The 24,327-nt window shown below is 65.8% G+C and carries 18 protein-coding genes and 2 tRNA genes; 16 read left to right on the plus strand and 4 right to left on the minus strand.

All coding sequences use genetic code 11. The features are described from left to right. Positions 1-2 precede the first annotated feature (2 nt). The 8 genes from KF887_05440 to KF887_05475 all read left to right on the plus strand — a co-directional run bounded on the left by KF887_05440 (position 3) and on the right by KF887_05475 (position 11,010). Complete coding sequence (locus tag KF887_05440) at positions 3-1,424, plus strand: FAD-dependent oxidoreductase (protein QYK42561.1); 1,422 nt, start codon at positions 3-5, stop codon at positions 1,422-1,424. A gap of 125 nt (positions 1,425-1,549) precedes the next feature. Then, positions 1,550-2,899, plus strand: a complete 1,350-nt coding sequence (locus tag KF887_05445) for a HAMP domain-containing histidine kinase (protein QYK43449.1) — start codon at positions 1,550-1,552, stop codon at positions 2,897-2,899. Positions 2,900-2,958: 59 nt separating this feature from the next. Next, positions 2,959-3,035, plus strand: a tRNA-Arg gene (locus tag KF887_05450). 97 nt (positions 3,036-3,132) lie between these two features. After that, positions 3,133-3,920 (plus strand): IS5 family transposase gene (locus tag KF887_05455; protein ID QYK43450.1). Its coding sequence is split into 2 segments (ribosomal slippage): positions 3,133-3,469 and positions 3,469-3,920, totalling 789 coding nucleotides; the frame shifts between segments, so codons are not numbered across the junction. 274 nt (positions 3,921-4,194) lie between these two features. Continuing rightward, entirely contained in the window at positions 4,195-5,958 is a 1,764-nt protein-coding gene (locus KF887_05460; GenBank protein QYK42562.1) for a hypothetical protein, read from the plus strand. A 529-nt stretch (positions 5,959-6,487) separates the two neighbouring features. Further along, on the plus strand, positions 6,488-8,947 hold the full coding sequence (locus KF887_05465; protein ID QYK42563.1) for a GcvT family protein: 2,460 nt from the start codon (positions 6,488-6,490) through the stop codon (positions 8,945-8,947). A gap of 32 nt (positions 8,948-8,979) precedes the next feature. Continuing rightward, positions 8,980-10,233: an FAD-dependent oxidoreductase gene (locus KF887_05470; GenBank protein ID QYK43451.1), complete on the plus strand. Its 1,254-nt coding sequence runs from the start codon at positions 8,980-8,982 to the stop codon at positions 10,231-10,233. 153 nt (positions 10,234-10,386) lie between these two features. Then, entirely contained in the window at positions 10,387-11,010 is a 624-nt protein-coding gene (locus KF887_05475; protein ID QYK42564.1) for a glutathione S-transferase family protein, read from the plus strand. 17 nt (positions 11,011-11,027) lie between these two features. Here KF887_05475 and KF887_05480 read toward each other — a convergent pair whose 3' ends face one another. Beyond that, positions 11,028-11,729, minus strand: coding sequence for a DUF861 domain-containing protein (locus KF887_05480; GenBank protein ID QYK42565.1), 702 nt, complete (start codon positions 11,727-11,729; stop codon positions 11,028-11,030). A 183-nt stretch (positions 11,730-11,912) separates the two neighbouring features. Here KF887_05480 and KF887_05485 point away from each other — a divergent pair, with 183 nt between their 5' ends. From KF887_05485 to KF887_05515, 7 genes are all read left to right on the plus strand, one after another. Next, entirely contained in the window at positions 11,913-13,037 is a 1,125-nt protein-coding gene (locus KF887_05485; protein ID QYK42566.1) for an extracellular solute-binding protein, read from the plus strand. Between the two features lie 3 nt (positions 13,038-13,040). Next, on the plus strand, positions 13,041-13,931 hold the full coding sequence (locus KF887_05490) for an ABC transporter permease (GenBank protein QYK42567.1): 891 nt from the start codon (positions 13,041-13,043) through the stop codon (positions 13,929-13,931). Between the two features lie 3 nt (positions 13,932-13,934). Continuing rightward, on the plus strand, positions 13,935-14,750 hold the full coding sequence (locus KF887_05495) for an ABC transporter permease (protein ID QYK42568.1): 816 nt from the start codon (positions 13,935-13,937) through the stop codon (positions 14,748-14,750). A gap of 50 nt (positions 14,751-14,800) precedes the next feature. Further along, entirely contained in the window at positions 14,801-15,886 is a 1,086-nt protein-coding gene (locus KF887_05500) for an ABC transporter ATP-binding protein (protein ID QYK43452.1), read from the plus strand. After that, positions 15,883-16,542: a TetR family transcriptional regulator C-terminal domain-containing protein gene (locus tag KF887_05505; protein QYK42569.1), complete on the plus strand. Its 660-nt coding sequence runs from the start codon at positions 15,883-15,885 to the stop codon at positions 16,540-16,542. The genes KF887_05500 and KF887_05505 overlap by 4 nt, the downstream gene beginning before the upstream one ends. Before the next feature lie 18 nt (positions 16,543-16,560). Further along, positions 16,561-18,636: an FAD-dependent oxidoreductase gene (locus KF887_05510; GenBank protein ID QYK42570.1), complete on the plus strand. Its 2,076-nt coding sequence runs from the start codon at positions 16,561-16,563 to the stop codon at positions 18,634-18,636. Between the two features lie 184 nt (positions 18,637-18,820). Then, positions 18,821-19,387 carry a hypothetical protein gene (locus tag KF887_05515; protein QYK42571.1) on the plus strand — a complete coding sequence of 189 codons (567 nt, stop codon included), beginning with the start codon at positions 18,821-18,823 and terminating at the stop codon, positions 19,385-19,387. 147 nt (positions 19,388-19,534) lie between these two features. On the opposite strand, the gene KF887_05520 is transcribed toward KF887_05515, so the two are convergent. Further along, a tRNA-Ser gene (locus tag KF887_05520) sits at positions 19,535-19,622 on the minus strand. 321 nt (positions 19,623-19,943) lie between these two features. On the opposite strand from KF887_05520, the gene KF887_05525 reads away from it, so the two are divergent. Next, on the plus strand, positions 19,944-20,144 hold the full coding sequence (locus tag KF887_05525; GenBank protein ID QYK42572.1) for a transposase: 201 nt from the start codon (positions 19,944-19,946) through the stop codon (positions 20,142-20,144). A gap of 58 nt (positions 20,145-20,202) precedes the next feature. Here the strand turns inward: KF887_05525 and rpoD are convergent, their stop codons facing one another. Then, positions 20,203-22,188 (minus strand): RNA polymerase sigma factor RpoD, encoded by a 1,986-nt coding sequence (rpoD, locus tag KF887_05530; protein QYK42573.1) that lies wholly within the window; start codon positions 22,186-22,188, stop codon positions 20,203-20,205. Between the two features lie 104 nt (positions 22,189-22,292). Then, the gene (gene dnaG, locus KF887_05535) at positions 22,293-24,224 is read right to left on the minus strand and encodes a DNA primase (protein QYK42574.1); all 1,932 of its coding nucleotides are present in this window, start codon (positions 24,222-24,224) and stop codon (positions 22,293-22,295) included. Positions 24,225-24,327 lie beyond the last annotated feature (103 nt).

A 24,327-nucleotide genomic window follows, 5' to 3' on the forward strand; every position in this document is an offset into this window, starting at 1 on the left:
CCATGGATCGCATCGACACCGACATCTGCGTGATCGGCGCCGGCTCGGGCGGCCTGTCGGTTGCGGCCGGCGCGGCGCAGATGGGCGCGCGCGTCGTCCTGATCGAGGGGGCCGAGATGGGCGGCGACTGCCTGAACCATGGCTGCGTTCCGTCGAAGGCCCTGATCGCGGCGGCCAAGGCCGCCCATGCCCAGGAAAGCGGCGCGGGGTTCGGCGTGGCGCCGGTGGTGCCGCAGGTGGATTTCGGCGCCGCCAAGGACCATGTGGCGCAGGTGATCGCCGCCATCGCCCCGCATGACAGCCAGGAGAGGTTCGAGGGGCTGGGGGTGCGGGTGATCCGCGACTGGGCGCGGTTCACCGACCCCAAGACCGTCGAGGCGGGCGGCTGCCGGATCACCGCGCGGCGCTTCGTGATCGCCACGGGCTCGCGCCCCTTCGTGCCACCCGTACCGGGGCTGGATGCGGTGCCCTATCTGACGAACGAGACGGTCTTTGGCCTGCGCGAACGTCCCGAACACCTGATCATCCTGGGCGGCGGTCCGATCGGTATCGAGATGGCGCAGGCGCACAGGCGCCTTGGCTGCCGGGTCACGGTGGTCGAGGCGGCCCGGGCGCTCGGGCGCGAGGATGCCGAACTGGCCGCCGTGGCGCTGGCCCGGGTGCGCGCCGAGGGTGTCGAGATTGTCGAGGGCACGCCCGCCACCGCCATCGCGGGGGCTGCGGGCGCGATCCGGGTGACGCTGGGCGAAGGGCGTGTGATCGAGGGCACGCACCTGCTTGTGGCCGTGGGGCGGGTGGTGGCGCTGGACCGGCTCGATCTCGCGGCGGCGGGGGTGGACCATGACCGCCGGGGGGTGAAGGTGAACGCCTCGCTGCGCTCGGTCTCGAACCGGCGGGTCTACGCGGTGGGCGATGCGGCCGGGGGGATGCAGTTCACCCATCTTGCAGGCTATCACGCGGGGGTGGTGGTGCGGCAGATCGTGCTTGGCCTGCCGGCCAGGGCACGCACCGATCACATTCCCCGCGCCACCTATACCGACCCCGAGATCGCCCAGGTCGGCCTGACCGAGGACGAGGCGCGCAAGGAATACGGTGGCCGCCTGACGGTGCTTCGTGTGCCCTTCGCGGGGAATGACCGCGCCCAGGCGGAAGGCCGGACCGAGGGCCTGCTGAAGGTGATGGTCGCCAGGGGGCGCCCGGTGGGTGCGGGCATCGCCGGGCCGATGGCGGGGGAGCTGATCGCGCCCTGGGCACTGGCGATCTCGGCCCGGCTGGGCATGTCGGCCATGTCTGCCGCAGTGCTGCCCTATCCCACGATGGCGGAAATCGGCAAACGTGCGGCGGGCGCCTATTTTTCCCCGAAACTGTTTGATAATCCTTGGATCAAGCGTGTGGTGGGCCTCGTGCAGCGATACCTGCCCTAGGGGATGGTGGCCCCCGAGGCGGCGCGGCACGGGCGCAAAGGGGCAAGGATCAGGTGGCGGGCAGGCGCTTCGGCTTTCTGAACAGCCTGTCGGGGCGGTTCCTCGTGTTGACGGTCATCTTCGTGATGATCGCCGAGGTGCTGATCTTCGTGCCCTCGATCGCCCGGTTCCGTGCCGACTATCTGATCCTTCGGCTGGAGAAGGCGCAGATCGCCTCGCTGGCGCTGCTGGCGACCGATGGCGAGATCAGCACGGAACTCGAGGCCGAGCTTCTGTCGAACGCGGGCGTGTTCAACGTGGTGCTGCGGCGGGACGAGTTGCGCCAGTTGATCCTGTCGTCGCCGATTCCCGGGCCGGTGGCCGCCACCTTCGACCTTCGGCTGTCAGGACCATGGGAGCTGATTCGCGATTCCATGGCCCAGCTCGCCGATGGCCAGAACCGGGTGATCCGGGTGATCGGCAACCCGGTGCAGGACGCGGGACTGCTGATCGAGATCACGCTGGAAAGCGGCCCCCTGCGCAATGCCATGCTGGACTACGGGCTGCGCATCCTGATCCTGTCGGCGCTGATATCGGGGGTGACCGCAGCCCTTCTGTTCATCGCGGCGCGACGGCTGATCGTGGCACCGATCGCCCGGGTGGTGCGCCACATGGCGGCCTTTGCCGCCGCCCCCGAGGACGCGCGCGGGGTGATCGCGCCCACAGCCGGTGTGGCCGAACTGCGCGCGGCCGAAGAGGCGCTGATGAGCCTGCAGACCCAGCTGGCCGGGGCCCTGCGGCAGAAGGAGCGGCTGGCCCAGCTTGGCGGATCGGTGGCCAAGATCAGCCATGACCTGCGCAACATCCTGACCACGGCGCAGCTGTTTGCCGACCGGATCGAGCGCTCGCAGGACCCGGTGGTTGCGCGCGTGGCACCGAAGCTGGTGGGGTCGATTTCCCGCGCCGTGCATCTGTGCGAGGCGACGCTGGCCTTCGGCAAGGCCGAGGAACCCCCGCCGCGTCTGGTTCGGCTGAACCTGCGGCTGCTGGCCGAGGATGTCGCGGCGGGCGAAGGGCTTGACGGCGAGGCCGCGCAGGGTGCCATTTCCTGCCTGATCGACGTGCCCCCGGGCATGACCATCCGGGCGGATGCCGAGCAGCTCTATCGCGTGCTGTCGAACCTGGTTCGCAATGCAAGGCAGGCGATCGAGGCGCAGGGCGCGGGCGGCACGATCGAGATCTCGGGCGGCGAGGATGAGGCCGACTGGTGGATCAAGGTGGGCGATACCGGGCCTGGTCTGCCGCCGAAGGCGCGCGAGCACCTGTTCACCGCCTTTCAGGGCGGCAGCCGCAAGGGGGGCACCGGCCTGGGTCTTGCGATCGCGGCCGAACTGGTCCGGGGCCATGGCGGACGGCTCGACCTGGTCAAGACCGATGCCGAGGGCACCGAGTTCGCGATCCGCCTGCCCAGGGGCGAAGGGCCGGTCGAGGGCTGACCCCGCGCTTTTCCGCCTTGCAAACCCCCGGTCGGGGGGATAGATGACCATCCCACGACGGACCCGTAGCTCAGCTGGATAGAGCATCAGACTACGAATCTGAGGGTCGGGCGTTCGAATCGCTCCGGGTCCGCCACCCCACCTTGAATTCATTGAATATTCGGTCACCTTGGGTCGTGTAGACTAAATGGATTCACAGGGCGTGATGATCGTGATTCATGCTGGTATCCACGATGGAGACCAGCTTGGCACGAGACCTGATCTCGGATGAGGAACGGGAATTCCACGAGCGCTTCGTTCTGGCCGTCCGCGCGCCGAACGGACGCCGACCCGCGAGCCACCGCCTTGTTCCGGATGGGATTTTCTGGATCCCGCGGACGGGCTTTCCTCGGCGCGACCTGCCGGAAGAGTTCGGAAAGTGGTCCAGCGTTTGCCGCCAGTTCCGGCGCCGGACCCTGGCGGGCCTGTGGGAGCAGATCATGGAAGCCCTGAACGAAAGCCGGATCGTGCCGTTTGGGCTCCAGTCGATCGACAGCATCGTGGTCCGCGCCCTTCATAGGGCAGCGGGCGCAAAAGGGGGACTCCGCGACAGGGTCTTGGCCGTTCGCGCGGTGGCTTCACGACCAAGATCCACCTCCGCGTCAATGGCACCGGCATGCCCATGAGGTCGGACATCACGCCGGGGCAGACCTCGGACTATCCAGGCTTCGATCTGGTCATGGACGACGACCTGCCCGAGCCCCGCGTCCTGCTTGCGGATCGTGGCCATGATGCTGACAGGGTTCGCAAAACCATGGAGGGTCGCGATGTCGTGCCGGTGATCCAGATGCGAAAATCCCGTAAGCTGCGCGTGGCCATTGACCGCAAGCCCTACCGGCTCCGCAACCGCGTCGAGCGGTACTTCAACAAGCAGAAGAACGCCCGCCGCGTCGCTACCCGTTACGACAAGGCCGCCGAAAGCTCCCTCGGTTTCATCGACATCACATCGATCCGCCTCTGGTTCCGCCTTTTGTCGACATGACCTGGCTCGCGAAATGGCCGACTCAACTCCCGCTGCGCCTGCAGAAAATGTGACCCATCGGCCCGTCGGCCTATCGTCCGTGCATGGATGGGCGTCTTTGGGTATCTGCGTCGGCAAGGTCGGCGGCAAAGTCCACGATCCAGGTGCCGCGGACATTGCATTCCGCCTTCGACCGCCAAGCTGTCACCGGGACACGCCAACGTGATGTCTGCCGTGAAACGTTCAGGGGTTGTGGCCGAACAGTCCCATGAAACCGCGGCACAGGGAGTTGGACATGACGGCAGCGGCGACCACCACCTACTTCATCCAGAACAGTCAAAGCTTTCTGATCAACACGAAGTCGCCCCCGCCTGTCCGCACCGATCTTGGTGTCGCGACGCTGGTCGACGACGACCTGACCCGCGGCAACGACGAACGCGAGGGCGCGACCCTCGGGCGCGGCCGGCGTTCGTTCTTCGACGAGAACCGGGAGATCCTCGCAAGCCTGACCTTCGACGACGGCACTATCCTGACCGGGGTCAGGGCGCTGGTGGACGGCGCCAACTACAACGTCGGCGGCAACTATTTCTTCCTGTTCGACACCGATGCGCTGGCCGCGGTCGGCAAGTCGATCAACGATGTGGCCAAGGTGAACAGCTTCGCGCGGTTCGACCATGGCCTGAACTGGTCCGACCTGGGCTTTTCCGGCGGCAACCTGCCCGAACCCGAGCCCCAGCCCGAGCCGGAAGAACCCACGCAGGCCACGGCAATGTCCTTTTCGCAGGACAACCGAAGCTTCATCGAACGCCCGGGGTTCAACGTCTTTCTCGACGCCGAGATCGGGGTTGTGACGCTGGTCGACGACGACCTGATCCGCGGCAACGACGCGGGCGAACCCCGGCCGACCGAGGTTCGGACCACCATCGCCTTCACCGACGGCACAACCCTGACCGGGGTAAATGGCGTGATGTACGGCGGTGGATCGCCTGCTTCGTTCGGCATCGGCACCAACACCTTCCTGTTCGATGCCGCCGCGCTGGCCGCCGTCGGCAAATCGGTCATCGACGTGGCGCGGGTCATCAGCTTCACGACCACGGACCACGACCTGACATGGGCCGACCTGGGCTTTTCCGGCGGCGGCCTGCCCGAACCGCCGCCGCCGCCGGTGCCGGACCTGGTGGAAGGCATCGCCACGACCGCCATCTGGTTCTCGCAGAACAGCCAGAGCTTCATCGTCAACCCGACGTTCAATGTAACGCTGGAAACCGACTTCGGGATCGCCACGCTGGTCGACGGCGACCTGATCCGCGGCGACGACGTGGGCGAAGGCGTGACCTTGGGGGTCCGGATCCTCGGCGGTGGCCCGCAGCCCGTCGTGACCCAGGACATCGAGGTGCTGGCCAACCTGACCTTCACCGACGGCACCATCCTGACCGGGATCGAGGCGGTGATGTTCGGCGGCGGCTCGCCTGCGTCCTACGGCATCGGCACCAACACCTTCCTGTTCGACACCGACGCGCTGGCCGCGGTCGGCAAGTCGATCCTGGACGTGGCGCGGGTCATCAGCTTCACGATCACCGACCACGACCTGACCTGGTTGGACGTCGGCTTCAGCCAGGACGGGGTCACCCTGCCCCAGCCGGAGCGGAACCTGAACCTGGTGGAGGGCACGTCGGAAAAGGACACCCTGCGCGGCACTGCAGCCGACGACCTGATCCTTGGCGGCAGTGGCAACGACCGGCTGATCGGCGGCACGGGCGACGACGTGATCATCGGTGGCAAAGGCAACGACCGCCTGACAAGCGGCCTGGGTGAGGACACCTTCGTCTTCGGCGCCGATGCCAGCGACGGCATTCGGGACCGCGACGTCATAACCGACTACAACGCCGCTCTCGACACCATCGTGCTCGAGTCGGGGGCGACCATCCGGTCTTTCGAGACACGCGATGGCGGTCTGTTGATCACGCTCGAAGGCGATGGCGACACGATCTTCGTGCAGAACGCCGGGCCGATCATCGTGGGCAACATCGTGCTGGCCGACGACCTGTTCCTGGTCTGATCCGCGGCGGGGCGGCCAGATCGCCCCGCCGCTCCAAACTACAGGGTCGCGAACCCCGTCCGAGTCATGCCCGACGGTTCGCGAGTGACATCTTCGGGCGGAGAGCGGTCTGATATCGTCGCGGAACTGCCACATCGAACGAGCGGCAAGCAGACCTCCATTTGCGGCGCATTGCGCGTGGCGCTGACATTGCGCGTGAGCCTGAAGCGGTCGCGTGCTGGTGCAGCTCCACTGACTGGCGTCATAGTCAGGGGAACCTGCGGCCTCGGCGGAAGAAATGATTCTCCTTCAAGAACCTTAACTCCAGCGAAACAACGACATGAACGCTGGCCTGACCTGTATTCGTAACGGCAGACTTGGTCCGCTGCACGACCGCATTGACAACACGGTTGCAAACTGCTTCGTTGAATAATCGTTCAACGAAATGCCAAAGCGGGAAACAATCGGAGACCATTCCCACCCCCCAATTGCCGGCGGTTGGTGCGCTGCTCGATGACTGGGAATCGTCTGACAAAGTGGGACGACTGCGATGACGAAGGCCCTTCCCAAGCATGCACCGGTCGTCATCATCGGCGGCGGTATCATCGGCATCTCGATCGCCTATCACCTCGGGCGGCTGGGCGTTCGTGATGTGTTGATGCTTGAGCGTGACAAGCTGACCTCGGGCACCACCTGGCATGCGGCGGGTCTGATCGCCTCGGGGGGCATGTCAACGGATACGCTGATCTGGATCGAGCAGTATACGCGGCAACTGTATCTGGACCTGCCGGGGGAGACGGGGCTTTCCACCGGGTTTCGGCAGTGCGGCCACATCCATCTGGCCTGCGACCCCGTCCGGCGCGATGTGTTGCGGCGGGACGCGAATTTCGTGCGGACGCAAGGGGTGGAACGGCACGAGATTTCGCCTGCCGAGATTGCGGCGCTGTTTCCGCTGATCGAAGCAAGGGGGATCATCTCGGGCTTTTACACGCCAACCGATGGCCGGGTGAACCCGGTCGATGCGGCAATGGCGCTGGCGGCGGGGGCGCGGGCGCGGGGGGCACTTATCCTTGAGGGGACGCCGGTTACGGACATTCTGACGGAAGGGGCGCGTGTCACGGGTGTGCGGACGGCTGAAGGCGACATCCGCACGGACAAGGTGGTGCTGGCGACGGGCATGTGGTCGCGCCAGTTGGGCGCAAAGCTGGGGGTAGCGGTACCGTTGCAGGCGGCGGAACACTACTACCTCTTGACCGAACCCTTGGCGGATGTGACCCCCGAGATGCCTGTGGTGGAGGATCCGACGACCTTTACCTATGTGCGTGAGGAAGGCGGGGGCCTGCTGTTTGGCCTGTTTGAGCCGGAAGGGGCGACGTGGAACCTGAAAGGCATCCCGCAAGACGCGAGTTTCTCGACCCTGCCGCCGGATTGGGACAGGATGACACCTTTCCTTGAACATGCATTCACGCGCTATCCGGTGATGCACGAGGCAGGGATCAAGACGTTCTTCTGCGGGCCGGAGAGTTTTACACCCGATGGCAGCTATCTGGTGGGCGAAAGCCCCGAGGTGGACGGGCTGTTCCTTGCCAACGGGCTGAACTCGCTGGGCATCCTGTCGGCGGGCGGGGTGGGCAAGATCATGGCCGACCTGCTGATGACCGGGGTGACGGATCAGGATGTGACGGGCCTTGCCCCCGCCCGCAGCCGCCCGCATCAGGCGACGCGTGCCTTCCTTGGCGCGCGCATCCCGAAATCGCTCGGCTATACCTTCACCTACGCGCCCCTGCCGCATTTCAAGCACACCACAGCGCGCGGCATGCGCCGCCTCGCGCTGCATGACCGTTACGCTGCGATGGGCGCCTATTTCGTGGAGCTTTCGGGCTGGGAAATGCCGAACTGGTTCTGCCCCGACGCGCCCCCGCCCAAGGTGGAATACACCCACGCCCGCCAGCCCTGGCACAAGCTGGCCGAGACTGAGCACATTGCCACGCGCACCACCGTGGGGCTGTTTGACAAAAGCTTCATGGGCAAGATCGTGGTGCAGGGGCGCGATGCGCTGACGGTGCTGAACCGCGTATCCGCCAACAACATCGACGTGCCGGTGGGGGCCAATGTCTATACGCAATGGCTGAACCATCAGGGGGGTATCCTGTCGGACCTGACGATCACGCGGACGGGGGATCAGGAGTTTCTGCTGGTCACGGGCGATGTGCTGCAGTCCTTCACGCTGGCGTGGCTGCGGCGGCACACCCTGCCGGGCGAGGTCTGCGCGGTGACGGATGTGTCCTCGGCCTATACGATCCTGTCGCTGCAGGGGCCAAGGTCGCGCGAGGTGTTGCAGGCGCTGTCGGGGGCGGACCTATCGAACGCGGCGCTGCCCTTCCGACAAAGCGCGATGATCGAATGCGGCCCGGTGCCGGTGCGGGCGGTTCGGGTGACCTATATGGGTGAATTGGGGTATGAACTGTATATCCCGACCGAGTATTCGCACGCGGCGCATGATGCTCTGACCGGGGCAATCCGGGCGGCGGGCTTGCCGGTGGTGCATTGCGGGCTGGTGGCGCTGGAGTCCTTGCGGCTGGAAAAGGGCTACCGCGATTTCGCGGTGGACATCGACAATACCGATACGCCGCTGACCGCGGGGCTGGGGTTCGTGGTGGATTTCTCGAAGCCCGATTTCATCGGGCGCGAGGCACTTGTGGCGCAGAGGGCCGAGGGCCCGCCGGCGCGGCGGCTGGTTCAACTCCTGCTTTCCGACCCCGAGCCGCTGCTGTTCGGCAACGAGCCGATCCTGTGCGACGGGGTGGATGTGGGCTATGTCCGCGCGGGGGCTTTCGGGCCGACGCTGGGTGCCTCGGTGGGGCTGGGGATGGTTGAACTGGCCGGAGGCGTGACGGCAGAGCGGCTGCGCGCGCAGCGGTTCGAGGTGCAGATCAACGACCTGCTCGTGGCGGCGACCGTCTCGCTGTCGCCGCTTTACGATCCGAAGGGCGAACGGGTGCGCGGGTGACGCCGCCGCATGTGGTGGTGATCGGCGCCGGAATGGCGGGGCTGGGTGCGGCGTCGCGGCTGGCCAAGGGCGGGGCGCGGGTGACGGTGATCGAGGCGCGGGGCCGCACCGGCGGGCGGACGCATACCAGCCACCTGTGGCCAGACCTGCCGGTGGACATGGGCGCGAGCTGGATCCATGGAACCAAGGGCAATCCGGTCACGAAACTGGCCCGCAAGGTCGGGCTGAGGATCACCCCCACGACCTATGCGCGGTCGGTGACTTATGATCACCTCGGTCAGCCTGTCGATTTCATCAAGCCCGCAAAACGCGCGATGAAACTGCTGGAGCTTGCTCGGGCGGCGGTGGACGGGTTGGAGGCCGATGTCTCGCTTGAGGCGGCAATCACCGCACATCCCGACTGGCAGGCGCTTGGCCCCCATGACCGCGCGGAGGCGCGGCTGGCGATCAACACGCGGATCGAACACGAATACTCCGGCGACTGGTCGCGCATGTCGGCCTGGCATTTCGATGACGGCACGGATTTCCCGGGTGACGAGGCGGTGGTGACACCGGGGTTCGGTCCGATCATCGCGCATCTGGCGCGGGGGCTGGACATCCGCCTTGGCGAACCGGTCACCGCCATCGCGCCCACGGCGCGAGGCGTTGCGGTAACCACGGCCAGCGGCAGGCACGAGGCCGATTGCGCCATCGTCACCCTGCCGCTCGGAGTCCTGCAGTCGGGCCGAGTGGCCTTTGCAGAACCGCTTGACCCCCGCCGCCAACGCGCCATCGACAGCCTTGGCATGGGCCTTCTGAACAAGTGCGTGCTGCGGTTCGACCGGGTGTTCTGGCCCGAAGATGCCGACTGGATCGACTACCTCAGCCCGGCGGAGACGCTCTGGGCCGACTGGACCAGCTATCTGCGCGCGACCGGCCATCCTTTGCTGGCGGGGTTCAACGCCGCGCGCACGGCGGATGAGATCGAGGCGCTGGATGACCGCGCCACGACCGCCCTGGCGATGGAGGCCTTGCGCTCGATGTTCGGCAGCGCCGTGCCCGACCCCATCGGCGCGCAGGTCAGCCGCTGGCGGCAGGACCCGTTCGCGCTTGGGGCCTATTCATTCAAGGCCGTAGGCACCCGCCGCAAGGATCGCAAGGCGCTGTTCGGCTCTGATTGGGATGGGCGGCTGCACTTTGCAGGAGAGGCCTGTTCGCCCGACCAGCCCGCAACGGTCCACGGTGCGCTGATCACCGGTCGCCAGACGGCGGCGCGCTTGGCGGCCGGCGGGCGGCGGGAGGGATGAGCCAACCCGCGCAACCCCTGTCCGTTGCGACCATTCGCCGGGGTGGCCCTGTCACGTCGCGGAGGGCGGCCGGGCGCTTGCAAAGCGGGGGCCGGCATGGTGCAAAGCCTTGGACTGGCGGGCATGGCCCAGCGAACGGGCAGGGAGAGGACGATGGCAGGCTATCAGCTGTATGGCTATGCAGGGTCAGGGTCGGCGGCGGTGGAACTGGCGCTGCTGGCAGGTGGCATAGCGCATAAAAGGGTCGACCTTGATCCTGCAGCAGGCGACCTGACAAACCCGGACTTCCTTGCGATCAACCCGCGAGGGCAGGTCCCTGCGCTTGTCCTGCCGGACGGGTCGGTGGTCACCGAACTGCCCGCGATCCTGTCGCATCTTGCGGATGCGAACCCGGGCAGCGGCCTTGCCCCGCCACCCGGATCGCCCCTGCGGGCGCAGCATGATCGATGGATGGCGTTCACCCATGCCAACATCTACGAGGCCGTGCTGCGCGTCTACTACACTGACCGCTACACCACCGACCCCGCCGGTGTGCCCGGGATCAAGGCTGCGGCCGAGGCCTATGTCTTTCGCCACCTTGCGCTGCTGGAGGATGCGGTCGGGGCAGGGCCGTTCCTGCTGGGCAGCGGGCCGATGGGCGTGGATTTCCTGATCTGGGTGATCCTGACCTGGCTGGACCGCGACCAGGTCTCTGCCACCGCGCCTGGGTTGCTGGCGATGGCAGATGCGCTTTCGGCCGCACCCAACCTTGCCGAAACGGCCAAGCGCCACCTCTGACCGGCATCTGCCGTCGCTTACTGGCCGACGCTGACCCGATAGGCCCTGAAACCGGTGCTGGCCTTCATCCCATGTACAGTGCCTTGCGGGATGAAGAACACCTGCCCGGCGCGGAAGACCTGAGAAACCCCGCCGGGTTCGTTGACCTCCACCTCGCCGGAAAGAAGCTGGACAAGCATATGCGCCTGCGCAGCGTCCAAGGGACTTTCGAAGGCGCCGGATGCGATGTGCCGCACCACCATCGTGCCGGGATCATTGCGATAAACGATGGCCCCGTCGCTTTCCGGCGGCTGGCGCAGGACGATCACACCGCCCTCGGCGCTGGCCTTGACCGGCATGCCGGCCGCCGGATCGGCGAGCGTCAGGTAGACCTTGCGCAGGTAGCCGTCCTGCTTCCAGCTTGTCGGGATGCCCTGGTGAAAGCACACCGAATCCCCCGCCTTGGCCGTCACCGCGCCACCCTCGCCGTTGACCATGGCAAAGGCGCCTTCCAGCACCAGGATGAATTCGTCGGTCGGATAGGGGCCGAACGCCTCTTGCATCGTGGTGGTGTCCCAGATGCCGACCGAAAGGCCGATCGACTCGTCCTCGAAATACAGGTGGTAGTTCTGCACCGGCAGCGCCGACTGGAAGGTCGCGGGGTCTAGCTCCAGCGGTTGCAGGCCCGCGCCGTCGGGGCCCGCGGGGTCAAGACGGATCACACGGGGGTTCGCGTGCATGGCGGTTCTCCTGTCGTCGGCGGCATTTGCGATGGCGTGCAGGAAACGCTTGACTCGGGGGGCCTGTCAATGAATTGATTGAATGAACGTTCAGTGAATTAAGGCAGGCCGGCGCCTGCACCGCCGGCCACGCAGCAGGCACCCGGCAACCGGGCAGGCCACACAGACAGGAGGGTGATGCCGATGGACATTCTCGACCAGTTGGGCGCGATGCGCGAAGGCAAGCTCAGCCGCCGGGCGTTCACCCGGTCGCTGGCTTCGGTCGGCATCGTGTCGGTAACGATACCGCTCATGCCCCGCCGCGTACTGGCCGCGCCCGAGGATCACGCGACATGGTTCACATGGGGCGGATTCGACGATCCTGCGTTCTTTGAGGACTATGTCGCGAAACACGGCGAGCTTCCGAACTTTTCGACCTATGGTTCGGCGGAAGAGGCGTTGAACAAGCTGAAGTCGGGTTTTGTCGCCGATATCGTGATGCCCTGCCTTTCGGATGTGCCGCGCTGGTCGGACACTGGCCTGTTCCAGCCGATTGATCCGACACGGCTGTCGAACTGGCCTGATGTGATCCCCGAGTTGTGGGATGTGGCGTACAACCGCGCGGGCGACAAGATCTGGATGATGCCATGGGAATGGGGCCAGACTTCGGTGGCCTACCGCACGGATCTGTATGATCTGGAAGGCGCGGAAGAAAGCTGGGACATGCTGTGGAACGCCAAATACTCGGGGCGTCTGGGTATGCTGGCGGGCGGCGGTGATGCATGGTGGTGCGCGGCGATCAAGGCGGGCGTGCCCTTTGACCAGATCCATACGGACGAGGCGTTCGAGAAGATTTCAGCGGCCCTGCGCGAACAGCGCCCTCTGATCCGGATGTATACCGATGACACCACCTCCAGCGACACAGCTTTGGCGGCTGGTGAGATTGTTGCGGTCATGGCGTGGAACAGTTCGGTGGTCAGTCTGACCGGGCAGGGCGTGCCGGTGAAATTCGCCAAGCCAAAGGAAGGGGCGCTGACATGGGTCTGCGGGCAGATGTTGCACAAGGACGCGCCCAAGCTTGAAAGCGCCTACGAGGTGCTGGACACGCTGATCAGCGAGAAGGCGTCAGTCTACCAGATGAGCGGCTATGGCTATGGTGCGGCCAACCGCAAGGCGTTTGATTCATTTTCCGACGAGGATCTGGCCAACCTTGGCCTGTCCCGGAACCCGCTGGACATCCTGCAAGCCGGGCATTTCGGCAGTCCGCAATCGGCCGAATGGGACCAGCGCATGACCTCGACCTGGGAACAGATCAAGCTGGGGTTCTAGGGCATGACCGCCGCGCTGGCCCGCCCGAATGCGCTGACGCGGTTCCTTCACCGGCACGAAGGCTGGCGCGGGCATCTGCTGCTGGCACCCGCGCTGATCCTGATGGCGGCGGCGATCCTGTTTCCCCTGGGCATGACGCTGACCATGAGCACATGGTCGCTGGCGGGTTACGATATCGACCCAACGCCGGGCATGGGCAATTACACTGCCATGGTGGAGAACCCGATGTTCCGGGTTCTGATCCTGCGGACGCTGGTGATCGCGCTGACATGCACGGCGTTCACGGTGATCCTGGTCTATCCGATGGCCTACTTCGTAGCCTTCCATACGCATCGCAACAAGGCGCTGTGGCTGATCGTGCTGACCCTGCCGTTCTGGACGAGCTATCTGCTGCGGGTCTTTGCGTGGAAAGTGGTGCTGGGCTACGAGGGGGTGCTGAACACCGGTCTTCTGTCCCTTGGCATCGTGGACGAGCCGGTGGCGGCGCTTCTGTACAGCCAGACCGCCGTGACGATCGTGCTGGCCCATTCCTGGGCGGCGTTCGCGATCCTGCCGATCTATGTCAGCCTCGAAAAGATCAACCGCACCTATCTGGAGGCCGCTGCAGACCTGGGCGACGGTCCGGCGCGGCGGTTCTGGCGGATCACCTTTCCGCTGTCGCTGCCGGGGGTGTTGGCCGCCTTCATCATGATGTTCGTGCCCACGATGGGCGAATACATCACGCCGCTGATGGTCGGCGGACCCGACAGCATGATGATTGGCAATCTGGTGCAGGCGATGTTCGGACCGATGAACAACTGGCCTGCGGGCGCGGCGCTGGCGGTGGTGATGATGCTTACCATCGCCACGGCCGGGCTGGCCTTTGTGGGCGTCAATCGGCTGGTCCAGAGGTAGGCGATGGCAAGGTACACCGGGTTCTATCAGCCGAACCGCCCGCTGGCCGTCTATGCGGCGGTCTTTGCGGTGCTGCTGTATCTGCCGATCCTGTTCATCCCATTGTTTTCCTTCAACGCGGGCGTCTATGTGAAGTTCCCGCTTCAAGGCTTCACGCTGGATTGGTACGCCGACCTCTTCAGCCGCGAGCCGCTGCTTCGCGCGTTCTGGAACAGCATTGAGGTCGCGCTCTTCGTCAGCGTGCTGTGTACAGCCATCGCCATCCCTGCCGCACTTGCTATCGCGCGCTACCGCATGCCGGGCAAGGCGCCTGCGGTGGGGTTCATCATGCTGCCGCTGGTGCTGCCCGGGCTGATCCTGGGCGTGGCACTGCTGACGCTGCTCAACCGGATGGGGGTGCAACTGTCGCTGGTCACCGTGACCATCGGGCACATAGTGATCTGCCTGCCCTACGCGATTTCCGTGCTGCTGCCGCGCTTCATCGGGTTCAACCGGTCGCTGGAGGAAGCCTCGGCCGACCTGGGCGAGCCGCCCCTGCAGACCTTCTGGCGCGTGACGCTGCCCTGCAACATGCCGGGCATCCTTGCCTGCCTGTTGATGACCTTCACCATCTCGTTCGACGAGTTCTTCATGGCCTTCTTCCTGTCTGGCGCGCAGTCCACCTTGCCGATGTACATCTGGGGCCAGCTGCGGTTCCCGCAGGATTTCCCGTCGCTCTTGGCGCTGTCCACGCTGATCCTGCTGGCGAGTTTCATCCTGGTCTTCACCAGCCTGCGCCTGATGCGCGTGGGCCAGCCGCAAGCGGGGGCCGGGCGATGAACGTGCAGGGCGGGATACAAACGGATGCCACGGCGGCGACGGGCGCGGTGATGATCTCGGTCCGCGGGGTCAACAAGTCCTTCGGCCGGGTCAAGGCGGTGCAGGACGTGTCGATCGACATCCGGCAGGGCGAGTTCTTTTCTCTGCTGGGCGCCTCGGGGTCGGGCAAGACCACGCTGCTGCGGATGATCGCGGGGTTCGAGGGCGTGACCTCGGGCACCATCCTGATCGATGGGCAGGAAATGCAGGAGTTTCCGCCGCATTTGCGCCCGGTCAACATGGTGTTCCAGAACTACGCGATCTTTCCGCACCTGAACGTGCGCGACAACATTGCCTACGGCCTGCGCCGCCTTGGCCTGCCCAAGGACCGGCAAGAGGCGATGGTCGGCGAGATGCTGGAGATGATCGCCCTGCCCGGGTATGGCGACCGGCGCGCGAACGAATTGTCGGGCGGGCAGCAGCAGCGCGTGGCGCTGGCGCGCGCGCTGATCCTGAAGCCGAAGGTCCTGCTGCTGGACGAACCCCTTGGCGCGCTGGACAAGCAGTTGCGCCAACAGATGCAACTGGAGTTGCGGCTGTTGCAGCAGCGGCTGGGGATCACCTTCCTTCTGGTGACGCACGACCAGGAAGAGGCGCTGACCCTGTCGGACCGCGTGGCGGTGATGGCGGCGGGACGCGTGGTGCAGGTCGACACGCCCTCGGTGCTTTATGAGTGTCCGCACAATCGCACGGTGGCCGGGTTCATCGGCTCGATGAACTTCTTTCCCGGCATCCTGCGCCCGTCAGGTGAGGTCGAGGTTGTGGGGCTGGGCCAGATCACTGTGGCGGGTCTTGGCGCGCGTCACGCCACGGGCGGGGCGGTCACGGTCGCGATCCGCCCTGAAAAGCTGGCGTTGACCGCGCGCAAGCCCGAAGGGCGGGCCGTCGAAGGGGTGGTGCAGGCGCAGCAGTATCTGGGCGGACGGCACATGCTGCATGTCGGGCTTGCAGGCCACCGGACGCCGGTCGCCGTGGCGCTGCAAGAGACGGGCGACGACATGGCGCAAGGCCAGACGGTCTGGATGACGTGGAAGGACGATGCGATCCTGATACTTGATGCGGACGAGACCGGACAGCACGCAAGAGGAACGCGATGAACGAAGCCAGCCCGAAACCCGGCGCCCCGCGCAGCAGTAGGGCCGAAGCAAAGGCTGAGCGACGGCTGCAACTGATCGAGGCGATGATCGACTGCATTGCGAAGTTCGGTCTTTCCGGCACCACGATGGCCAAGGTGACCGAGCTTGCGGGCGTGTCGGTCGGGCTGGCGAACTTTCATTTCGACAGCAAGGAACGCCTGTTCGAGGCCGTGTTGCAGCATCTTGCGGATGAACAACGCGCGCTTTGGCAATCCCGCCTGCAGGGGCCGGACCGATCCAGCGCCGACCTTCTGCGCGCCATCGTTGAATCTCGCTTTCACCCGGCGATCTGTGCGCGGCGCAAGCTGGCGGTGTGGTTCGCCTTTTATGGCGACGCAGGCGCGCGCGACATCTATCGCCGCGCCGTGGGGGATGTAGATGACGAACGGCTGGAGGCCAGTGCCGCGCTGATCGCGGAGATGATCGAAGAGGCCGGCTACGTCGGGATCGACCCGGTAGAAACCGTGCTGACCACCGAAGCGATGTGGGACGGGCTCTGGCTCAACATGCTGCTTTATCCCAATGAGTTCCGCCGCTCTGTCTGCCGCGACCGGGCGATGCGCATGATCGCCATGCTGTTCCCGAGGCATTTCGACATCGGCCCCGCAACGGACTGATCCAGAGGTTTACCCGCCATGACCCGCGACCCGCGCTATGACATTCTCTTCACCCCGGTAAGGATCGGCCCGGTGACGACGAAGAACCGTTTCTATCAGGTGCCGCATTGCACCGGCATGGGCTGGGCGCGCCCACGGACGGTGGCGGAAATGCGCGGGGTCAAGGCGCAGGGTGGTTGGGGGGTGGTCAATACCGAGTACTGCTCGATCCACCCCGCATCTGACGATCAACTGCATATCTCGGCAAGCCTCTGGGATGACGGCGACATCCGAAGCCATCGGCTCATGACCGACAAGGTACATGAACACGGCGCCCTCGCCGGAGTCGAGCTTTGGTATGGCGGCTCGCGCAGCGCGAACCTTGCCACCCGGCTGGTGTCGATGGACGTGGCCAGCCGCCCCAATGGCCTGGGCCACCCCTTTCAGTCCCGCGCGATGGACCGCGAGGATATCCGCAACTTCCGCCGCTGGCACCGCAACGCGGCACTGCGGGCCAAGGCGGCCGAATTCGATCTGGTCTATGTCTATGCGACGCACAACTACCTCCTGGCGCATTTCCTCGACCCCGAGACGAACACGCGCAGCGACGAATATGGCGGGTCGCTGGAGAACCGCACCCGTCTGGTGCGCGAGCTGATCGAGGAGACGAAGGACGCCGTGGGCGACCGCTGCGCCGTAGCCGTCCGCTTTGCCGCCGATGCCGAGACAGGCGAAGATGGCCGTCCGACCATTGGAGAACGGCAGGATATGTTCGCCATGCTGGCCGAACTGCCCGACCTGTGGGACATCAACATCCAGGATTATTCGCTGGAAATGGGTCCGTCGCGGTTTGCAAAGGAAGGCTCGCTTGAACCCTACATGGCCTGGGTCAAGTCGATGACGACCAAGCCCGTGGTGACTGTGGGCCGCTTCACCTCGCCCGACACCATGGTCAGGATGATCAAGTCTGGTGTCACCGATATGATCGGCGCGGCGCGGCCCTCCATTGCCGACCCCTACCTGCCGAAGAAGATCGAGGAAGGGCGGCTGGAGGACATCCGCGAATGCATCGGCTGCAACGTCTGCTATTCCGGCGACAGCCTGTCGGTGCCGATCCGCTGCACGCAGAACCCCACGATGGGCGAGGAATGGCGGCGCGGCTGGCACCCGGAAAAGATCGACGCCAAGGGATCGGATACCCAGGTGCTGATCGTCGGCGCGGGGCCTGCGGGGTTGGAAGCCGCCTGCGCGCTGGGTCAGCGCGGCTATCGTGTGGCGCTGGCCGAAGCCGCGCGTGTGCTGGGCGGCCGTGTGGTTCGCGAGGCGGCGCTGCCGGGGATGAGCGAATATATCCGCGTGCGCGACTACCGTGCCGGGCAGATCGCGAAGATGCCCAATGTCGAGGTCTATCTGGAAAGCCGCCTGACGGCCGAGGACATCCGCGACTTCGGCGCCGACCATGTGGTGATCGCCACCGGCGCCCGCTGGCGGCGCGACCTGTTCGGGGCCAAGCGGTTCGAACCCATCGCTGACGCGGGCACGCAGATATTCACCCCCGACGACATCATGGACGGCCGCCTGCCCGACGGGCCGACGGTGATCTATGACGCCGACGGCTATTACATGGGGGGTGTGATCGCCGTCCGTCTCCGCAAGGCGGGGCTGGAGGTGACGCTGGTGACACCGGATGACCGTGTGTCACGATGGACCGAGAACACCGGCGAAGGCTGGCGCGTGCCGGGATACCTCATGGGAATGGGGGTGAACCTTCTGACGGCGCATGGCATGCAGTGGTTCGACGGGGAAGCGGTGACGCTCGCCTGCGAACACTCCGGGCGCGAGAAGGTTCTGACAGCCGCGAACCTGGTGCTGGTGGGCCAGCGCGCCCCGGTCGATGACCTCTATCACGCGCTGAAGGACGCGGGCCCCCTGCCGTTTACCCTTGCCCGCATCGGCGATGCCGAGGCGCCCGCGATCATCGCCGCTGCCACCTATGCCGGGCACCGCTACGCCCGGGAACTTGACCGCCCCATCGACATCGATCTGCCCATGCAGCATGAAAAGATCGATGTCGGTGCCGAACTTCCACCCGCTTGGCGCGCGGCGGCAGAGTGAGGACGCGCAGGCGAACCCTGCTTCTGGGCTTTGCGCTGCTGGGCCTGGGACTTTTGGCCTGGGCCGCTGCGCAGCGCCTGCCCGTCGGCGCAGAGGATTCCCCCGCGATCGCCTGTTCAAGCTGCGACGCCCGCCATCAGAACACCGCCCGCGTCCGCGCCCTCTTGGCCAAGGAGGCCATGCCATGAACGCCCTGCCCCCCGATTTCGCCGATCTCGCCAGCCTTGAGGCCGCCTTGCCCGAGGTCCTTGCAGCGCCCCGCACCGATGGCCCGATCCGCCTCCTGTGCGCACGGCCAAAGCCCAACCAGCGCAACTTTCCCGAAAGCCTGACCTTGACCCGGGCCACCGGTGTCCTGGGCGACTTCGAGGCCTCGCGTCCCTGGCTGACCCTGCCCGATGGCAGCCCCGATCCGCGCAATCAGGTCAGTTTGACGTCCGCGCGCGTCCTGGATCTGGTCTGGCGCTCGCGCGAGCCTCGCCTCCATCCGGGCGACAACATCGCCGTCGACCTCGATCTCAGCCGCGCCAACCTGCCCACAGGCACCTTGCTCAAAGCCGGCACCGCGATCCTGCGCGTCAGCGACGAACCGAACGACGGTTGCGCCAAGTGGAAGGTCCGCTGCGGCAAGGACGCCTATCGCTGGGTGCGCGCCGAAGCCACCGCCCACTATCGCCTGCGCGGAATCTACTGTTCGGTCGAGCAGGATGGAGTCGTGACCTTGAACGACACGGTCTCTCTCTTGGTGTGACTTCAGTCGATGGAGGGACTGGGGTGCCACTAGTTTGGTATACGCCCGCCTCGTTCGGTTTCTGCTGCCTTTTGCCTGCCAACGCCCTTTGAAACAAAAGAAAAAGGGCCCCAATCGGGGCCCTTGGACGGATTCGGTGTCTGAATGTGGCGGATGAGGTGGGATTCGAACCCACGGAACCTTTCGGTTCGCTGGTTTTCAAGACCAGTGCCTTAAACCACTCGGCCACTCATCCATCGCAGGCTCTGGAGATCGCTGCCCGCGATCTTGGTCATCGCCGCAGCGGTCTAGGACAGCGGGCGGGATGACGCAAGCGGGCCCGCAAGCTTGCGCGCTTTGAGGGTCGTGGCACGGTCTGTCGCTGCCGCTGCATACCGCTGCGGTTCCCCAGAACCCCAACCCGGCGGCCTGAAATCGACGTGTCGACCACTGATGGGCAGCCTGCCTGGCGCGGAAGGGCTGATCGCCGGCCGCGGCTATCGAGCCGGCATGCGCCACCGGTTCAAGCGAACCGGCGAGGGCCGACTGGTTCGGGGAAGCGCTGAACGACAAGGGCATGAAGCCCTGTATTCCCGGCTGGAAGTCCCGCGGCATGGCCGTCAGATGCGCCCGGCGTCGCTATAGACGCCGCAATCGGATCGAGATCATGTTCGGCAGGGTGAAGGACTGGCGCCGCATTGCCACCCGCTACGCCAGGTGCGCCATGACCGTCCTCTCCGCCGTCGCGCTCGCCGCAGCCGTCATCTTCTGGCTCTGACGAGCAATGAGGCTGGAGCCAAGGCAACGCCAATCGAGTGTGGAACGAACATGATCCCTCACTGATCGAGGAAGCTCCGCAACTTCCGCGACCGGCTCGGATGCTTCAGCTTCCGCAGCGCCTTCGCCTCGATCTGGCGGATGCGCTCGCGCGTGACGCTGAACTGCTGCCCCACCTCTTCCAGCGTGTGGTCGGTGTTCATGCCGATGCCGAACCGCATGCGCAGCACCCGTTCCTCGCGGGGGGTCAGCGAGGCCAGGACGCGGGTCGTGGTTTCCTTCAGGTTTTCCTGAATGGCGCTGTCCAGGGGTAGGACGGCGTTCTTGTCCTCGATGAAGTCGCCAAGCTGGCTGTCCTCCTCGTCGCCGATGGGGGTTTCGAGGCTGATCGGCTCCTTGGCGATCTTCATCACCTTGCGGACCTTTTCCAGCGGCATCTGCAGCTTCTCGGCCAGTTCCTCGGGCGTCGGTTCGCGGCCGATCTCGTGCAGCATTTGCCGCCCCGTCCGCACCAGCTTGTTGATCGTCTCGATCATGTGCACGGGAATACGGATCGTGCGGGCCTGGTCGGCGATCGAGCGGGTGATCGCCTGCCGGATCCACCACGTCGCGTAGGTGGAGAACTTGTAGCCGCGGCGGTATTCGAACTTGTCCACCGCCTTCATCAGGCCGATGTTGCCCTCCTGGATCAGGTCCAGGAACTGCAGCCCGCGGTTGGTGTATTTCTTGGCGATCGAGATCACCAGGCGCAGGTTGGCCTCGACCATCTCCTTCTTGGCCTGCCGGGCCTCCTTTTCGCCCTTCTGCACCTGGTTCACGATGCGGCGGAACTCGGAGATGTCGACGCCGACATACTGGCCGACCTGGGCCATTTCGGTGCGCAGTTCCTCGACCTTGTCACGGCTTTTCTCGATCAGCGCCTGCCAGCCGCGTCCGGACTTCGCCGCCATCCGGTCGAGCCAGGTGGGATCAAGCTCGTAGCCCTGATACTCGTCGATGAACTCGCGGCGATTGATGCGGGCGGCGTCGGCCAGCTTCACCATGTTCGAGTTGATCGCCATGATCCGGCGGTTGATCCCGTACAGCTGGTCGATCAGCGCCTCGATCCGGTTGTTGTGCAGGTGAAGCTCGTTCACCAGAACGACCATCTCGGACCGCAGCTTCTGATAGGCCGCCTCGTCGGCGGCCGAGAAGCGGGTCTTTTCGGACAGGGTCGCGGACATCCGCGCTTCCTGCATGGCCGCAAGCTGCGCATAGTCGCGGGCGACGAGGTCAAGGGTTTCCAGCACCTTCGGCTTCAGCGCGGCCTCCATCGCCGCCAGCGACATCGCCGAAGCCTCGTCGTCGTCGTCGTCATCATCGGCGCGCATGATCGGGTTGCCGTCGGCGTCAAGCTCGGGCTCGCTGCCCCCCGCGCGGCGCGGGGCTGCCGATACCTCGACCCCTTCCAGATCAGGACCGACCAGTTCGTCGTCGCCATCAAGGCTGCGCCCGAACGTGGCCTCCAGGTCGATCACGTCGCGCAGGAGGATGTCTTCCGACAGCAGTTCGTCGCGCCAGATCGTGATCGCCTGGAACGTCAGCGGGCTTTCGCAAAGCCCCGCGATCATCGTGTTGCGCCCGGCCTCGATCCGCTTGGCGATGGCGATCTCGCCTTCGCGCGACAGAAGCTCGACCGAACCCATCTCGCGCAGATACATCCGCACCGGATCGTCCGTCCGGTCGAGCGCCTCGGTCGATGCCCCGGCCAGGGCGATCTCGCGAGAACCGCTGGTCTCGACCAGTTCGCCCGCTGTCTCACCCTCTTCCGGCTCTTCGGCCTCGGTCACCTGGATGCCCATTTCGTTGAGCATCGCCATGACGTCCTCGATCTGGTCCGAGGACACCTGGTCGGGCGGCAAGACCGTGTTCAGCTGGTCATAGGTGATGTAGCCGCGCTCGCGCGCTTCCGCGATCATCTTCTTGACGGCCGCCTGGCTCATGTCGAGCGAGGTATCGGCCTCGTCAGCTTCCGGCTTGGCGTCGTCGGTGTCCTTGAGGGCCATGGATGCTCCTTCGATACGGGCGCGTCGGTGCGGACGGGGCGGGGTGCGAATCAGTTGCGCACCATCCCGACTCAATAGCGCGAATCACGGCAGGGGAAAGCGGATCAGCGCCTTTTCTTGATCCAGGGCTCACTGTCGAGCAGCTCCTGCAGCCTTCGGGAGAGTGCCGCGCGATCCTCTCCAAGGTCGTTTCCGGTGTCCAGCGGCGTCCGTTCCGCCGAGTGCGCCGCATGCGCCGCCTGCGACAGCCGCCATGTGATCCCCTCGTCCGCCAGCCCGGTCATGTCCTCCATCGCCTCGATGATCTCGGCCCGGACACCTCGGCGCGCGGACAGTTTGGCAAAGCCCTCCGCCAGACAGAGCCGGACCAGTTCGTCCTCAGCGGACGGACGCGCCGGAGGGGCAACGCGAACATGGGCGTCGGCGGCCAGCCGTTCAAGGACCGCGCGCGCATCCTGCGGCAGGGCGTCGCGAAGCGCCGACGGGTCGCAGGGATGCAGTGCCAGCAGCGCATGGCGCAGAACGTCGTGTCCTTCACCCTTGAACGCCGTCGTTTCAACCTCTGGAAGGAATGTCTCGACCATGCGGGGATGGCCGCAAAGCGTTGCGAGGATCACCGCCTCGATCAGGATCTCTGACTGCGCCTCGTCACCGGTCACCAGCGAAGAGGCACGGGCCGTCGCGGTGGGGGCCGCCAGATGCCTCCGCGCGGCCGGATCGGTGCCGCGCCCGCGTGGCGGGGTCGGGCGACGGCCCTGACCGAACAGTTCCCACCGCATGCGGCGGATTTCTTCGGCGTAATGGGCGCGGATCGAAGTGTCCCTGATCGTGTCGATGGCCGCGCGCAGCCGCTTGTCCAGAGCGGCGCGGCGTTCGGGGCTGTCCAGGATCGCGCCCTCGGTTTCCCTGCGCCATAGCAGGTTGACCATAGGTTCCGCAGCCGCGATCACGCGGCCCATCGCCGCCGCGCCCTCGGCCCGGATCAGGTCGTCTGGGTCCTTGCCGCCCGGCAGCATCGCAAAGCGCAGGCCTTGTCCGGCCTCGATCAGGGGCAGCGCCAGGTCCACCACCCGCAGCCCCGCGCGTATGCCCGCCGGATCGCCATCGAGCGCGATCACCGGTTCCGGATGGACGCGCCACATCAGGCGCAACTGTTCCTCGGTCACGGCGGTGCCGAGGGGGGCGACCGCAGCCCCGAAACCCGCATCGACCAACGCGATCACGTCCATGTAGCCCTCGGCCACGATCAGCGGCTGGCCCTTGCCTGCCGCCTCGCGCGCCGGACCGAGGTTGAACAGGTTGTGACCCTTGTCGAACAGTTCTGTCTCGGGCCCGTTCAGGTATTTTGCTCGTGCGTTCGGATCCATCGCCCGGCCGCCGAGAGAAATCGCGCGCCCCCGACCGTCTCGGATCGGAAAGATGATACGGCCCCGGAACCGGTCGTAGAAACTGCCATCTTCCGCCCTGGCCGCCAGGCCCGCGGTTTCGAGCATGTCGATGCCGATGCCCTTCTGGGCCAGGGCCGAGATCAGGAATGTCCTTGCATCCGGTGCGTAACCGATTTCCCAGCGGTCAAGCGTTGCGTCCGACAGGCGCCGCCGTGCCAGATAGTCGCGTGCCGGACCGGCAGCCGCCGTGCGCAACTGCAGTCGGTAGACCTTGACGGCCTCTTCCATCACCGCGGCCAACTGCGTCCGCCTGTCCGCCCGCTGGGCAGCCTGCGGATCGCGTGCCGGCATCGTCATGCCCGCCTCGCGCGCCAGTTCCTCGACCGCCTCCATGAAACCGATGTTGCCGCTCTCCTTGAGAAAGGTCAGCGCGTCGCCCTTGGCATGGCATCCGAAGCAATAGTAAAACCCCTTGCGATCATCCACATGGAAGCTGGCCGACTTTTCCTGGTGGAACGGGCAGGGCGCCCACCAGTCGCCCTTGGCCATGTTCGACTTGCGCATGTCCCATGTGACCCGGCGCCCCACGATGGACGACAGCGTGATGCGGGTGCGCAACTCGTCGATGAAACCGGGAGGCAGACTCATGCCCGCGAATATCGGTGCCGGGGGCGGCCGTGTCCAGCAGGGCCGGCGGCCTGACTGCCGGCGCAATGCAGGTTCGCGGCCGCTGCCGGCCCGTGACCGCGCG

The organism is Paracoccaceae bacterium, from assembly GCA_019454225.1.
Taxonomy (GTDB): domain Bacteria; phylum Pseudomonadota; class Alphaproteobacteria; order Rhodobacterales; family Rhodobacteraceae.